Annotated in this window: 12 protein-coding genes; 5 read left to right on the top strand and 7 right to left on the bottom strand. The window is 61.5% G+C overall.

Annotated elements, in window-relative coordinates:
* Positions 1 to 92: 92 nt before the first annotated feature.
* Together F758_RS0137000 and F758_RS0136995 are read left to right on the top strand one after the other, a co-directional pair.
* Positions 93 to 686 carry a GNAT family N-acetyltransferase gene (locus tag F758_RS0137000; RefSeq protein ID WP_024512568.1) on the top strand — a complete coding sequence of 198 codons (594 nt, stop codon included), beginning with the start codon at positions 93 to 95 and terminating at the stop codon, positions 684 to 686.
* Between the two features lie 18 nt (positions 687 to 704).
* On the top strand, positions 705 to 2,351 hold the full coding sequence (locus F758_RS0136995) for a GMC family oxidoreductase (RefSeq protein ID WP_024512567.1): 1,647 nt from the start codon (positions 705 to 707) through the stop codon (positions 2,349 to 2,351).
* Positions 2,352 to 2,572: 221 nt separating this feature from the next.
* Here F758_RS0136995 and F758_RS0136990 read toward each other — a convergent pair whose 3' ends face one another.
* From F758_RS0136990 to F758_RS0136975, 4 genes are all read right to left on the bottom strand, one after another.
* The gene (locus F758_RS0136990; RefSeq protein WP_024512566.1) at positions 2,573 to 3,079 is read right to left on the bottom strand and encodes a GlcG/HbpS family heme-binding protein; all 507 of its coding nucleotides are present in this window, start codon (positions 3,077 to 3,079) and stop codon (positions 2,573 to 2,575) included.
* A 53-nt stretch (positions 3,080 to 3,132) separates the two neighbouring features.
* The gene (locus F758_RS0136985) at positions 3,133 to 3,687 is read right to left on the bottom strand and encodes a thioredoxin family protein (RefSeq protein ID WP_024512565.1); all 555 of its coding nucleotides are present in this window, start codon (positions 3,685 to 3,687) and stop codon (positions 3,133 to 3,135) included.
* Positions 3,688 to 3,829: 142 nt separating this feature from the next.
* Positions 3,830 to 4,570, bottom strand: coding sequence for a hypothetical protein (locus F758_RS50280; protein WP_024512564.1), 741 nt, complete (start codon positions 4,568 to 4,570; stop codon positions 3,830 to 3,832).
* Complete coding sequence (locus tag F758_RS0136975; protein ID WP_245286705.1) at positions 4,543 to 5,499, bottom strand: TAXI family TRAP transporter solute-binding subunit; 957 nt, start codon at positions 5,497 to 5,499, stop codon at positions 4,543 to 4,545. The genes F758_RS50280 and F758_RS0136975 overlap by 28 nt, the downstream gene beginning before the upstream one ends.
* A gap of 658 nt (positions 5,500 to 6,157) precedes the next feature.
* Here F758_RS0136975 and F758_RS0136970 point away from each other — a divergent pair.
* Complete coding sequence (locus F758_RS0136970; RefSeq protein ID WP_198026655.1) at positions 6,158 to 7,384, top strand: lactonase family protein; 1,227 nt, start codon at positions 6,158 to 6,160, stop codon at positions 7,382 to 7,384.
* A 215-nt stretch (positions 7,385 to 7,599) separates the two neighbouring features.
* On the opposite strand, the gene F758_RS52360 is transcribed toward F758_RS0136970, so the two are convergent.
* A complete protein-coding gene (locus tag F758_RS52360) occupies positions 7,600 to 8,919 on the bottom strand; it encodes a transglycosylase SLT domain-containing protein (protein ID WP_245286704.1) in 1,320 nt (439 codons plus the stop codon).
* Positions 8,920 to 9,416: 497 nt separating this feature from the next.
* Between F758_RS52360 and F758_RS0136960 the strand changes: the two genes are divergently transcribed.
* Both F758_RS0136960 and F758_RS46865 read left to right on the top strand, forming a co-directional pair.
* A complete protein-coding gene (locus tag F758_RS0136960) occupies positions 9,417 to 9,872 on the top strand; it encodes a VOC family protein (protein ID WP_024512560.1) in 456 nt (151 codons plus the stop codon).
* Positions 9,873 to 10,518: 646 nt separating this feature from the next.
* The gene (locus F758_RS46865) at positions 10,519 to 12,027 is read left to right on the top strand and encodes a PAS domain-containing sensor histidine kinase (protein ID WP_024512559.1); all 1,509 of its coding nucleotides are present in this window, start codon (positions 10,519 to 10,521) and stop codon (positions 12,025 to 12,027) included.
* Positions 12,028 to 13,216: 1,189 nt separating this feature from the next.
* Here the strand turns inward: F758_RS46865 and F758_RS0136945 are convergent.
* Positions 13,217 to 13,414 carry a hypothetical protein gene (locus F758_RS0136945; protein ID WP_063614995.1) on the bottom strand — a complete coding sequence of 66 codons (198 nt, stop codon included), beginning with the start codon at positions 13,412 to 13,414 and terminating at the stop codon, positions 13,217 to 13,219.
* 298 nt (positions 13,415 to 13,712) lie between these two features.
* The gene (locus F758_RS52355) at positions 13,713 to 13,997 is read right to left on the bottom strand and encodes an LmrA/YxaF family transcription factor (RefSeq protein ID WP_502689209.1); all 285 of its coding nucleotides are present in this window, start codon (positions 13,995 to 13,997) and stop codon (positions 13,713 to 13,715) included.
* Between the last annotated feature and the right edge of the window lie 8 nt (positions 13,998 to 14,005).

Raw genomic sequence — 14,005 nt, 5'->3', positions numbered from 1 at the left:
GATTCCGGGTTCGCGCTCTTAGCGCGCCCCGGAATGACCGAGTCCGGATTACGCAATTGCCTCGCTGCCAAGCAGAGTGAAAGGAACGACGAATGCCCTGGCTTGAACCGGTCACCTTACATGGCGAGCATGCTCGCCTTGAACCGTTGTCGCCGGCGCACCGCGAGGGGCTTGTCGAGGCCGTGAGAGATGGCGAACTCTGGAAGCTCTGGTACACTTCAGTGCCGAAGCCGGAGGACATGGCAAAGGAGATCGATCGCCGTCTTGGCCTGCAGGTTGCCGGCTCGATGCTCCCGTTCACGGTGTTCGACGCCGACGGCCGCATCGCCGGCATGACCACCTACATGAATGTCGATGCCGCCAACCGCCGAGTCGAGATCGGTTCCACCTGGTACGCCAATCGTGTGCAGCGCACACCCCTCAATACCCAATGCAAATTGCTGTTGTTGACGCACGCGTTCGAGACGCTTGATTGCATTGCGGTAGAGTTCCGGACGCACTTCTTCAATCATCAGAGCCGCCGCGCGATCGAACGATTGGGCGCCAAGCAAGACGGTATTTTGCGCAGCCACCAGGTTGCGCCGAACGGCACGCTGCGCGACACTGTGGTCTTCAGCATCATCGCGTCCGAATGGCCGACGGTGAAGGCGCATCTGATCTATCAACTCAACGACAAGCCGCGTTAACGCGGTGAAAGCAAGGCGATGGAAACGTTCGATTATGTGATCGTGGGCGCGGGCTCCGCCGGCTGCGTGCTCGCTTACCGGCTCAGCGAAGATCCAAACACATCCGTCTGCGTGCTGGAAGCAGGTCCGCGCGACTGGCATCCCTACATCCATCTGCCGGCCGGCTTCATCAAGACGTTTCACATGCGAAGCGTCAATTGGGCCTATCAGCAGGAGCCCGGGCCCTATACCGGCGGCCGCAGCATCTACGCCCCGCGCGGCAAGACGTTGGGCGGCTCGTCCTCCATCAACGGCCATATCTACAATCGCGGCCAGCGCCAGGACTTCGACACCTGGGCGCAGATGGGCAACCGCGGCTGGAGCTATTCGGACGTCCTGCCTTATTTCAAGCGGCTGGAGAAACGGGTCGGCGAGGGCGAGGACGAATATCGCGGACGCGAAGGCAATCTCACCGTCACCACCATGGACTGGAAGGACACGCTATGCGAGGCCTTCATGGCGGGCGCGATCAGCCTCGGCATCCCGCGCAATGTCGATTACAACGGCGCGATTCAGGAAGGCGTCTCCTACGCGCAACGCACTATTTTCAGAGGACGCCGCGTCAGCGCGGCGACGGCGTTTCTGCATCCCGCACGCAAGCGGCCGAACGTCCATGTGCGCACCCATGCGCATGCGACGGAGATCATCTTCGAGGGCAAGCGCGCGGTCGGCGTGCGCTACATGAAGGGCGGCCGAGGCGGCGTACCCTGCGAGGTGCGCGCTAACAAAGAGGTGATCCTCGCGGGCGGCGCCTACAACTCGCCGCAGCTCCTGCAATTGTCCGGCGTCGGCGCGCCCGAACTCCTGCAGTCGCTCGGCATTCCCGTGCGCCACGCGCTGCCTGCCGTGGGTGAGGGCTTGCAGGACCACTACGCGCCGCGCTCCGTCGCGCGGGTGAAGAACATCAGAACCATCAATGAACTGCGCCGCGGCTGGCATCTCTGGGTCGAGGCGCTGAGATGGGCGACTACGAGGAAGGGCCTCCTCTCGCTGTCGCCGACCATGGTCTATTGCTTCTGGCACTCCGGCGAGACTACCGAAAGCTCCGACCTGCAGCTCACCTTCACGCCGGCGAGTTACAAGGAAGGCGTGCAGGGCCAGCTCGAAGATGAGCCCGGCATGACGGTCGCCTCCTGGCAGCAGCGCCCGGAGAGCCGCGGCTATGTCCGTGCGCGTTCGGCCGATCCCTTCGATCCGCCGATTATCCAGACCAACTATCTCGCAGCCGAGCTCGATCGGCGGGTCATCGTCGCCGGCATGAAGCTGGCGCGCCGCCTGCTCAAATCAGAGCCGCTCGCGCCCTATTACGCTTATGAGGATTACCCGGGACCGCAAGTGCAGAGCGACGACGAGTTCCTGGCGGCGGCCGTCGCGCGCGGCACCACGACCTTTCATCCCGGCTGCACCTGCCGCATGGGACCGGCCGACAGCACCTGGGCTGTGGTCGACGACCAGCTCCGTGTTCACGGCCTGCAGGGCCTGCGCGTGATCGACGCCTCGATCATGCCGCGCATGATCTCGGCCAATCTCAACGCTTCAACGATGATGATCGCCGACAAGGCGAGCGACCTGATCCGCGGCAAGAGCGCGGGAGGGGCTGCGGTCATGAGCAGCGCGGCGGGCTGAGGCTATGGTTTGGGATTGAAGCGAGCAGGGGCCTTCGACCGTCATCCTGAGGTGCCGACGCGAAGCGGCGGCCTAGAAGGATGAACAGCCCGGGTGCTGCAGCGGCGCCGTTGCCCTTCGGGGCTCGCTTGCGCGAGCACCTCAGGGGCACGGTGATGATCGGGAGCCCGCTTCGACTCGTAGTGCTTACGTCTTGGCTTTTCTACACCTCCCGCCGGGTTTCACTTCGCTGCGTCGGCACCTGCCTTTGCGACTTGGCCATCCTGAACTGACGTCCCGCCAGAGACGCCGATCGCCCCGACAATCTTGCCATCCACATTGATGGGAATGCCGCCTTCCAGCGGTGATGCCCCACGGAGCGCCAATGAACGCAAACCGATGCCGCCCTGCGCCACCAGGTCCTCGAACACCTTGCTAGGGCGCCTGTAGTTGATCGCGCTTTGTGCCTTGTCCTCGGCAGCCATAAGAGAGCCGTATTGGGTGTTGTCGAGCTTGTGCAGCATCACCATGTGGCCCGTGCTGTCGAGGATGACGATGGCCATGGCCCAGTTGTTCTTTACGGCCTCCGCTTCCGCGGCAGCCATGATTTTTTTGGCTGCCTCGAGCCCCAGTGGCGCTCCATAGGGGATTGCCGGAGGTGGGGATGGCGCCTGTTGAGCGCTGGCTGTTGCCGTGAGCATCACTGCAACCAACATGGAGGTGACTAGCGTCTTGCCCTGCGTCCTCATGTTATTGTCCTCCTTGAACCTCGCCGCTGAACGAATTGCACAACGGCTTGGTCTTATGCGTCTTTCCATTTGATCGAGCAGCCGATAGACGCCTTTTGGTCAGCCGGCGCCACACCGGTGCTCGCAATCGCACGCATAGCCTCGACAAGCTCGCGGGGCGCCCCGGCGCGAGGCGGGCTTGTGCGGCCTTCGTCGAGCCAGCCGCGATACTTGAGCCTGCGGTCGGCATTGTAACCGAAGAAATCAGGCGTACAGACCGCCCCATACGCCCGTGCGACTGTCTGCGTCTCATCGTGAAGATAGGGAAACGGGAAATCGTGAGCCTTCGCGAAACGCTTCATGTTCTCAAACGAGTCTTCGGGATAGCTCGCAGCATCGTTCGAGCAAATCGCCGCAAACCCTACGCCCTCTGACATCAGCACGCGGGCGTCCGCAACCATGCGGTCGATCACCGCTTTGACATAGGGGCAATGGTTGCAGATGAAGACGACGACCGTGCCCCTTTCGCCCGCAACGTCGTCCAGTGCGTAAGTCTTGCCGTCGGTGGCCGGAAGCCGAAATTCCGGCGCCTGCGTATCGAGAACGACTTGTGAAGCTGTTGCCGCCATATCGCACCTCCTTGTGCACCAAATATATGCCGAGACGGTCTGCCGGTGCACGGTTTCCAAAACCTGCTCGCCGAGCTCGCCACCACTTGCAGGAAGCCCGGCGAGCACCTGCACTTTACGACTCCGGCGGCATCGTCGCGCGTCATTGGGCGACGCGCGCCTCCTCCTTCTTGGGCACATGCCAGATCACGAAATGGTAGTGCGGCATGTCTACGCCGGGATGGCCCGGGTTGAAGTAGAAGCTGACGTGATCGACCCGTCCGCTAGCCCCCGCGGCTTCGAGCGTCCTGTGGTCGTCAATGTCCTTCGTCGGGATCATGTACACCGTCGCGACCAGGTGGTCCTTCCGGTCGAAACACAGGAACGGCCCCGTGGGCAAGGTGTCCGGCCTGACGAAGATGATACCCAGTCCGGGAAAGAACTTGGGAAAGTTGACCAGGTCGCTGACCCGCTTGTACCCCTTGCTCTCGGCGATCTCCCGCTGGTTTTCCTTGCTCTCGGCGGGCTTCTTCCGGCTCTCTTTGCTCTCGGCGAGCTTCCGCCGGCTCTGCTTGCTCTCGGCGAGCTTCTTCCGGGTCTCCTTTCTCTCGACGACCTTCCGTGGACCCGGATGCGGCCGAACAACGTGAGGCTTCACGTGGGCGCGCTCCACCGGCCGGGTCGCGGGCCTCCCGACCTGGGCCGGAGACGGCGTGGGGGATGGAAACGGCGTGAAAGGGGAGAACGGCGCCTGCTGCGCGCCTCCCGCAGGAGCGGATTGCGCAGCAGCCGGAAGCACGTCGGCGACCGGCCCCAGCGCGACCATCAACGCTGCGCCCAGCATCCGGGCGCGCGCGAAGATCCCTCCGTTTGCGCTCACTTGCCCTGCTGCCGTTCTCGCCATCTGAGGAACTCCTTGAAGAGCTTCTCTTCCCGATCGGGCGAAACGCGGGTCGGATTCCGCTGGTTGCCGGTCCCATTGTCGGCGGTGGCCTCTCCGGTCGCTCGGCGGTCGAGCCAGCGCTCCGCGGGACGGAATCGCTGCCAGCCCGGCAGCCTGGCCGCCAGGTTCACCTCGCGCCATTTCGGATGATGGGCGTCTCCGAGAAATTCGGAAAAGCGCGAAAACAAGCTCTGGGTGAAGGACTCCAGCAGTTCGAAGCGCTCGCTGCGCGCCTGCCAGTTGTAGGCGAAAAGAGCGGATTGGAGCGCGACCGTGTCGACGCTTTCGCTGTCCGCGATTATGTTCGGATAGTCTGCATAACGGAGGGTCGACGGCAGGTAATCGCGCTGGAGCGCCTGCGAATAGGGGATCGACAGAAAACGGATGCCCTCGAGCCGCGCGTTGAGGTCCAGCAGGAGCTTGACTGGCTTGCCCGACAACAGCAGCGCGGCCGATATCTGCCCGCGCTTCATGCCGTCCAGTGCGGTGTTCAGGCCCAGATTCACGGCGTTGATCTTCACGCCCAGAGCGTCGAGCACCTCGCGCCCCAGCACGTCTGCGGCGCTGCCCTCCTCGCCTAGACTGACCGTCTTTCCCGCGAGATCCGCGGGACTTCCGATCTCCGGCCGAACGAGAAGGTGGAACTCCTGGGTGTGGAGGAGGGTGATGTAGACAAGTCTGCGGCGGATGTCCCCAAAGGTCTTTGCGTCACGGAGCCGTTCAACCAGAACCACTGGCACGATTGCCATGTCCGCACCCGCCAGGGAGAGTACGTCCGAAATGTTGCGGGTCCCTCCGGTCCCCACCATGGGCAGCACCCGCAACGCCATCTCGCCGTGAGGACCAGTCTCCTGCCCACTGGCCAGCACGGTTGCGATCTCCTGCACCATGGTGAATTCGGTACTGTAGGGCGCTCCGGTGACGAAACCGGCCGTATACCGATTCTCGGACGCCTGCTTACTCGGAGCGCCTGGGTCGCGCAAAGGCGTGCGCACATTCGCCTGTTCGCTCACCGAGACGGATGGCCCCGATTGCGCGAGCGCCCCGATTTCTACGCCAAGGAAGGCTGCGGCGACGAATACAGCGAAGAAGCCGACCCGAGCCGGTCCGCATGTTCCCGTTTCAAAGCTGCTCCGGCAACCGGCCCTCTCCTGGCGTGACATGCTCTCACCGTCAGGGAAATGCTTGAGCCGACTGGTCGTGATCCGCCGTAGCCGGAGGCACGACCGGGCGGAATGAAAATCGTCGCGCCCCCTCCAACGTACCCGGAGGGAGGATGTTCCCATCTCATGGCAAACTGCGAGCGCAAATCAACACCTGCGGCGCCACGCGGTACGATCGGCCGCTACCCATGCTTCCAGTCTCGATCGCCCGCAATGGTTGTCATCCTAGCGGGCTTGTGGCGCGCCTTCCGCGCATACTATTTTGCTGGCATATTTGGTTGGTCGCCCGAGATAGGCCCTTTTTGATGCTTCGGTGCGACTGCGCGAAACCCGACATTGGGCCCAAAACCGACAAGCGCGATCTCAAAGCGAGATAGGGTGGGAAATGGCCAAAGCATCACCTGCTGCAGACAAGCGCATCAACAGGCGTAGCATATTGAAGGCTGGGACGGCGCTTGCCGCGGCAGGCCCGGCGCTATTGCGTGGAGGACATGCCGAAGCGCACCCGCGAGCCGACCGCGCGACGGCGCTGTTCGCCTATGTCGGCGCCTTCACCACGGCGGAACGCAAAGGGCATGGTGGCGGCATCAACGTCTATCGGGTGGACCCGACCTCGGGCGCCTGGACCCACGAACAGATCCTTGAGACCGTCAATCCCTCCTTCCTGACGCTCGACCGGGCGCAGCGCTTTCTCTATGCGGTGCACGCCGACCTCGAAGAGGTCAGCGCGTACGCAATCGACAAGCAAAGCGGACGCATAACGGCGCTCAACCGGCAGTCCTGTGGCGGAAAGAACCCGGTGCACCTGTCGATTGATCCAACGGGACGCTGGATCGTCACCGCCAATTACGGCGCCGGCACGGTCGGCGTGGTGCCGATTGAGAAGGACGGAAGTCTGGGGCCGCGCAGCGATCTGGTGAACCTGCCCGGCGAACCAGGTCCGGATCGCAAACAGCAGGCCAGCTCGCATCCCCACGACGTGGTTTTCGACCCGAGCGGCCAGTTCATCGCCGTGCCCGACAAGGGGCTTGACCGGATCTTTGTCTTTCGCCTCGACGCTTCGAGTGGAAAGCTCATGCCGGCCGACCCACCCTTCGTCGCCACGCGCGCCGGCGCCGGGCCCAGGCACATTGCGTTTCATCCGCAGATGCCGTTTGCGTATGTCATCAACGAACTCAGTTCGAGCGTCACCACCTATCGCTTCGATCCGCAGCGGGGCGCCCTGCAGCCGATCGAGATCCTGCCCTCGCTCCCGGCGAGCTACACCGGCAACAACACCGGCGCCGAGATCGTCGTCGCGCCAGCCGGCCGTGTCGTGTATGCGTCGAACCGCGGGCACGACAGCATCGCGATTTTTGCGATCGATCGGCGCGAGGGGACCCTGACACCATTGGACTGGGCGCCGACCCACGCGAAATCCCCCCGCTTTTTTTGCCTCGATCCGGCAGCCGAAATCCTCTATGCGGCCAACGCTGACGAGGGCTTCAGCGTTGAGCAGAACACCGACACGATCGTGGCGTTCAGGATCAATCAGGCGAACGGAATGCTGACGCCGACTGGTCAGGTCATCAAGACCAGCAGCCCGTGCACGATCGTCTTCGCCGTCGCGTAGCCCTTCGGCTCTGGCACTCGATCGGGCCGGCCAAAGTCTACTTTTGTGCAAGGTTTCGGACGCCGGCCGCCGGGCCGAGCAACCAGCCGGTCAGTAAGCGGAACGCAAACCTGCCCGGCGTCGGAAACTGGACTCCAAGATTGCCGACATACCTTCCCGACCAAACGACGTGTGGGACAGACGTGTGCGTGTGCGCAGTTGCAAACTGTTCGATCTCAAGCCTCCGGCCGCCGCAGCGTTGGTACTGGATAGCGGGCATAGAGTGTGTCGACGCGGTCCCGCCACATTGCCACGAACGCGCCCGAGGTGAGGCGATCGACCGACTTCCATTCGCGTTTGACCGCCGGCAGCGTGTTGCCCCAGATGGCGCGCTTGCACCATCGCTCGCCCTTCGCCATGCCCTCGCGGGTCGCGCACATCGACTTCCAGGCAATCTGCTGCGGATGGCTGAGGTGTTCAGCGGCTCCTTCCCAGCCCTGCTGGTGGATCAGATAGAGATTGGCGAACGTCAGCTCCATGTGGGTTATTGCCTCGAATAGCGCAGCCTCGCTGATGAACTTGTAGGCGGCAGCCATAGCGTTGTCGCGGGGATTGAGGATGTCGCCCGACCCGTATTGGCTGAACTCAGACTTGCTTAGCTGGAACAGACCGATATAGGAGCCGGTGCGGTCCCTGGGATTAAAATCGGATTCGATTTTGGCGACCGCCTTCATGAAATTGGCATCGACACCGAACGCTTTGGCCGCGCGCTCGATCTCCTGGACGGGCGTTCCGAGCGGAACGTCGCTCAATGCCGCCAAGGCGATCTTCGCGGGTTTCTCCGGCGGCGGAGTTTCCGAGTAGACGTAGTATTTCAGATATCGCAGTTCGCCTTCGTCCGGATTGGGCGAAGCAGCGGGCGGACCGTCCTGCTGCGAGCTTGCCTCGTTCTCGGGTGGCGCAGCGTCAGCGCTGCCAGGGCCCTGCAACATTCGCCCTTGTTGCAGCGAACGGGTCACATCGGACGGCATCACCGCGTCCGGCGCCGCGTCGCTGAATTCCGCCGCAACAATCGCATTAGCCGACGATCTTGTATCGAATTTCGCCTCGATGACCGGATCCGGCACCGCTGCGCGGACGTTCGTCAGGGCCGTCGTCACGTTCGGCGGGATGGCGCTGAATGCATCAGCAACCCTCGCATTCGGCGTTGCGATGCTCGGGCGCGATACCGCGATTCGATGGATCGCGGCAGACGGAGTCGCGGCGGCCTCGGCGATTGGTTCCGGCTCTGACACCGCCCTCGTGTCGGTTGCCGTCACAATTATGGCGGGCGCCGCCGTATCGGCGCTATCGACAGCGGCGTCGGCCAACACGGTTGTCTGCGGGAAGGCCGTGACCTCGGCATCGGTAGTGAGAGAGGGTGGGGCGCGGTCGACTGTTGGCGCTGCAGCGGTGTCATCGATGCCGGCCGAACCGAAGCCAGCAGCCCAGGCGACAACGCAACCCGCGAGAACTACGGTGAGCGCTGGCACTATCGCCAATCGCCGCGGGTCCATGATCGTAGCCTCCCAGCGCTCCACCTGAGCCGGATTGAACCGCCAAGCATGCGGCGCCGCTGAACCCTGCGATCACGATATGACCGTCCAAGGGCGGAAAACTGCAGGTCATCGATTTTTTCAAGCAGTGTTGCTTTGATGCAACTCGCAGCCGCGAGCGAGTTGTTGTGCATCCTCGGACGGAAGCATGCAGGAGGAGTTTCGGGCGCGCGATCACGCCGACGTTGAGTTACGACGCTAGGCCTGTCGCCGGAAAGCAGACCCTCAGATAGATCAGCGTGGAGGGACCCAGTGAAGTTCCGCGAGGGGTGGATTGCGGGCGTTGCCACCTGTCAAGCCGAGCCACATTCTCGACCCGTGGAGACGCGCGTTGAGCATGACGGCACCGGGAGGGACCTTCGCGTCGGCCGCAAAGCCTATTGGGCGATAGAGGGCGCGCGTCGCGAGCGGCTCCGCTACCGCCCAGCTACACCATCAACAGGGAAAAGACCGAAATCATGACTAACAGTAAATTGCTACGAATGGACAATGTCGGCATCGTGGTGGAATCTCTCGATGATGCCATCTCTTTTTTCACCGAGCTTGGCCTGACGCTTGAGGGGCGAGCCACGGTTGAAGGAGAATGGGCCGGACGCGTCACTGGACTGGGTAATCAGCGCGTCGAGATCGCCATGATGATCACTCCCGACGGCCACAGCCGCCTCGAGCTCTCGCGTTTTCTCACTCCGTCTGTAGTCGCCGATCACCGGAACGCCCCGGTGAACGCCTTCGGCTACCTGCGTGCTATGTTCACAGTGAGCGACATCGACGAAACACTCGCCAGACTCCGCAAGCACGGTGCGCAGCTCGTCGGCGAAGTGGTTCAGTACGAGGACTCGTATCGGCTCTGCTACATCCGCGGCCCCGAAGGACTTCTCATCGGACTGGCAGAACCGCTCGGTAGTAATCGGTAACGGTTAGACGAGGTCTTCTTCCCACCCGTCATTGACGTTGGGCCGGTCGTCAGCGCGGCCCGCTCTCGCCGTAAGACTCCAAGCTCTTGACGTATCGCCTCATCGTTGATGAGGCGAAGGCGCAGAGCGGCAAATGCAGTGACGCAAAAAAGTCGCTTCCGGTCGAGTGAATGGCATAAGTCAAAGTTGCCAAACCGGTGAGGTCGGCTTCGGGTCAAAATGCGAAGAACTCAACGTGAGCAAATCAAGTCCGCTATACCCCACTGTCCAGACCTCGACGAGGCGTGCGGACACCTCGCAGAAGGGCCAGGAGCCGATCTCAACGCCTCGTCGGTTTTGGCGCAATGCGGACGTGGTGCTCGAAGGCTGCTGCGAGTAAGCCTCAGCCTAGCTGCACATCAATTCCGCAGGTAACCTCGTGTGACGGGTTCCGGACGCCACCTCTCAAGTCCAGAAGCTCTTCCATACGTATGTATAGGTCGTTCACAATATGCGCCTGATCGATGATGCGCAGTGAGGCTGGTCGACCCGCCGTCCCCTATCACTACCGCTGGGACTATTTGCCGCTTCGTGGCGCCACAGCCCGGAGCCTGCCGCAAGAAATGAGTCGATTGTGTCCATTGCTCGTTAGCAACAAGGGTCGACCATGCGATATCCGGCTCAAATTCCCTCCGAGATCGTAGAGGCGTTACGCGAGAGCGAGGAGCGCTTTCGAACTCTGGTGCAATTCTCCTTCGACGTCTACTGGGAAACTGACGCTCAGCATCGCTTCATCCGGCAGGAGTTCGCTAACACGCTGGCCGACCCTCCGGTCTCTGAGATCGGCAAGACACGGTGGGAGGTACCCTACCTGGAGCCTGATTCAGAGGGCTGGCGTAAGCACCGGGAGACGCTCGATGCCCACCTGCCGTTCCGCGATTTCGAGCTCGCGCGGCCTACGCCCGGCGGCGGTAAGCGCTACGTGTCCGTCTCGGGGCTGCCTGTTTTTGACCAGACGGGGCGCTTCCTAGGCTACCGCGGAGTCGGGCGCCACATCACGGAACGGAAGCGCGTCGAAGAGGCGCTGCGGGAGAGCGAGGCCCGTTTCCGCACCTTCGTAGACCACGCGACGGACATGTTCATGCTCCACAATGAAGACGGTGAAGTTCTCGACGTGAACCGAAATGCTTGCGAAACCTTGGGCTACGGCCGAGACGAAATGATTGGGATGACTCCGTTCTTCTTTGATCTGGAGTTGAATGCAGCGACTTGGCAGCGTAACCGCGAGCAGCTCAAGGCGGGGGGTGTTTCAACGCTGGAGAGTCGTTATCGCAGAAAGGACGGCACAGTGTTTCCGGTTGAGGTCCGCATGCGAGAGTTCTGTCAAGGCGGGCAGCGAAAGATCATTTCTCTGAGCCGCGACATCACCGAACGTAAGAGAGCCGCTGAGACTTTCCGCGAGATGCAAGCGGAACTGACGCACGCCAATCGCGCGGCAGCAATGGGACAGATCACCGCTTCGATCGCCCACGAAGTAAGCCAGCCGATCACCGCGATGCTGTGCAACGCAGAGGCGGCACTGAGCTGGTTAGACTCTCAACCTCCGAATGTCGCAGAGGTGCGGCAGGCGCTCGCAACCATTGTCACGGACGCCAATCGAGCCGGCGAGGTCATGAATTGGATCCGTGCTCTGATTAGGAAGACGCCGGCGCGGAAAGAGAGTATTGACGTCAATAACGCCATCCTGGACGTCGTCACTTTGGCCCGAAGCGAACTGCTCAAACATGGTGTTTCGCTGCAGACGGATCTCGCCACGGGCTTGCCACTCATCGAAGGCTATCGTGTCCAGCTGCAACAGGTCGTTCTCAACCTGATCCTCAATGCGGTCGAAGCGATGAGCTGCGTTGACGAGCCGCCGCGGGAGCTTCGAATCAGCACGACGCGTAATGACTCAGGCGGGATTCTTGTCGCCGTGCGTGACAGCGGTCCAGGGCTTGATCCGGCAATAGTCAACCGCCTGTTCGAGCCATTCTACACCACCAAGCCGGAGGGTATAGGCATGGGCCTGCCCATCTGCAGCTCAATTATCGAGGCGCACGGAGGACGATTTTGGGCCGGCGCGAATGAACCACGGGGCGCCGTGTTTCAGTTCACTTTGCCTCTGGAACGGGAATGATCCACTCAGCTTTTCGGGCGGCAGAGGCGCAACCATATCTCACCTTGCCGACCAGGAACTCTGCTCCTTCTCGTGCTTGCCGACAACAGCAGCGCTACTAGGGGGGCGTGCGTTGGATCAGCCACACCTATCCGCAGCGCCATGGTGAGCAATGTTCGAGTTTGGCGCGAGCCGGACCGAGATCGATCTATCGAGATCGATCTATAAGGTCAGCCACGGGTCAAAATGCGAAGAACTCAACGTGAGCAAATCAAGTCCGCTATACCCCACTGTCCAGACCTCGACGAGGCGTCCGGCACGTCCGCGGAAGGGCCAATAAGCGACATCGCAGCCTTTGGCCTGATATGTATGAGGGCCGCCAAGTGGGTCGGCCTTTACTCATCAGGTTCTTGGTGGCTGTAGTTCGCTGTGGATCAGCTTCTGGATGTCCGTTCGCTCTATCGGGTCCTCTGTCGGGAATGGCTCCTGGGTCTTGCGGCCCAAGAATGTGTCCGGCGTCGTCACCTTGAGAAGTTCGCAGGACCGCACTGAGAGCTCGCGCGCTCGGTCGGCGAGTTCCCTGATCCACTCCGGCGGTTTAAAATGTGATGGATTGTGGTCCATGACCGCGCTCCCTTTGCTGTGCAGGCGGGAGCGCTCTTGGTCTCTCAGCCACCGACGCCCACGGACAAAAGCCTGTAGTCGGTGATGCAAGGCAACGCGGCGATCTGGTGGTCTGTTCCAGGCGTCTCTACAAACTAAGGTACTCTCACTTCAATGCCGGACACCGCCGCTTAAAATGCGGACAATACTAGCCGCCCCAAGGAACAGATGAGCCTTTTTCATTCGTCCCAAATCAACTTACGGCAGTTACGGCATTCAAGCACCCGCACGTAACCATTAGTGCGCATGTTCCAAACCCTCTCCACTAACCTAAGAGGGATTTGGCAGAGAGGGCACTGCAGAGCTTGCAATGGGGGTTGGTCAGGTATCGGCGTATCCGTTTGGGCCTGCGGCATTGTCTCGCTCCATTCGCGAGATCGTCGGCCCCCCCAATGCTTCACCTAAGCTACAAACTGGACGCTCGTTCCGTCACCTACTCAAATTCTTAATGGCCGTTCATGTGGTTCCGCGCGGGCTACCTCTTACGCGGCATGAACAGGTCACGACAAAACCGCGACAGTCGCGAACAACCCAAGGAAGGAAGCCGCTAACGCAGGCGGCCGCACTCTTTTTTGGACTGCTCTTCTGCTATCGCTCTCTCGAGCTCGCCTGCAAGCACTTCGTAATGAGCGATCAGCCGCCCGAAGACGTCGCGCTTGATCTGACTTCTTGCCTCCCCGTAAAGCCGCTTGCATTCGGCTACATTCATGCGAAGCGTCTTTAAATGGCCTTGCATATCCTTCATGGACAGTCCCCCTGCGGGAACAAGGTACATCGCAGGGCGAATTGGTCCAGTTCAAAAAGGACACGACGGAGAGTTTCAGCGATCGCGATCGAATGTCTGTTGAGGATCAAACCCGGCACTGCGCCACCGATTCCGATCCATCCCTCCGCCCGTCTTGCTATGTCGGCGACGGTTGTGTCTGCTCAGGGTCAAAATGCGAAGAACTCAACGTGAGCAAATCAAGTCCGCTATGCCCCAACGTCCAGACCTCGACGAGGCGTGCGGACACGTCGCAGAAGGGCCAAGGGCCGACATGAGTTTATCGTGACGGCGANCCTCCCCGTCTTTTTGGTGGTGGGCACCTTTGGCAAGTAACATCCGCCAACGCCTTAAATATAGCCGGCGTGCGCTCCAAGCGGGCAATCGTTCGCGCACCTTCAAGAGCGGCTACCAATGCGGCTGCGGTCGAGGATGCGCGCGCGGGAGCGAAACCACACCCCCTAAAATGCTCCGCAACAATCTCGGTCGAATCAAAAAATCCGCGCGCTACCCGTTTGGTCAGCTCAGCGTCGAGCGCGGGGAGCTCATTCGCCAGATTTTGCATTAGGCATC

The sequence above is a fragment of the Bradyrhizobium sp. ARR65 genome (assembly GCF_000472385.1).
Taxonomy (GTDB): Bacteria; Pseudomonadota; Alphaproteobacteria; order Rhizobiales; family Xanthobacteraceae; genus Bradyrhizobium.
Note: the sequence above shows the minus strand (reverse complement) of the source record. Positions and strands in the feature narration are given on the sequence as shown.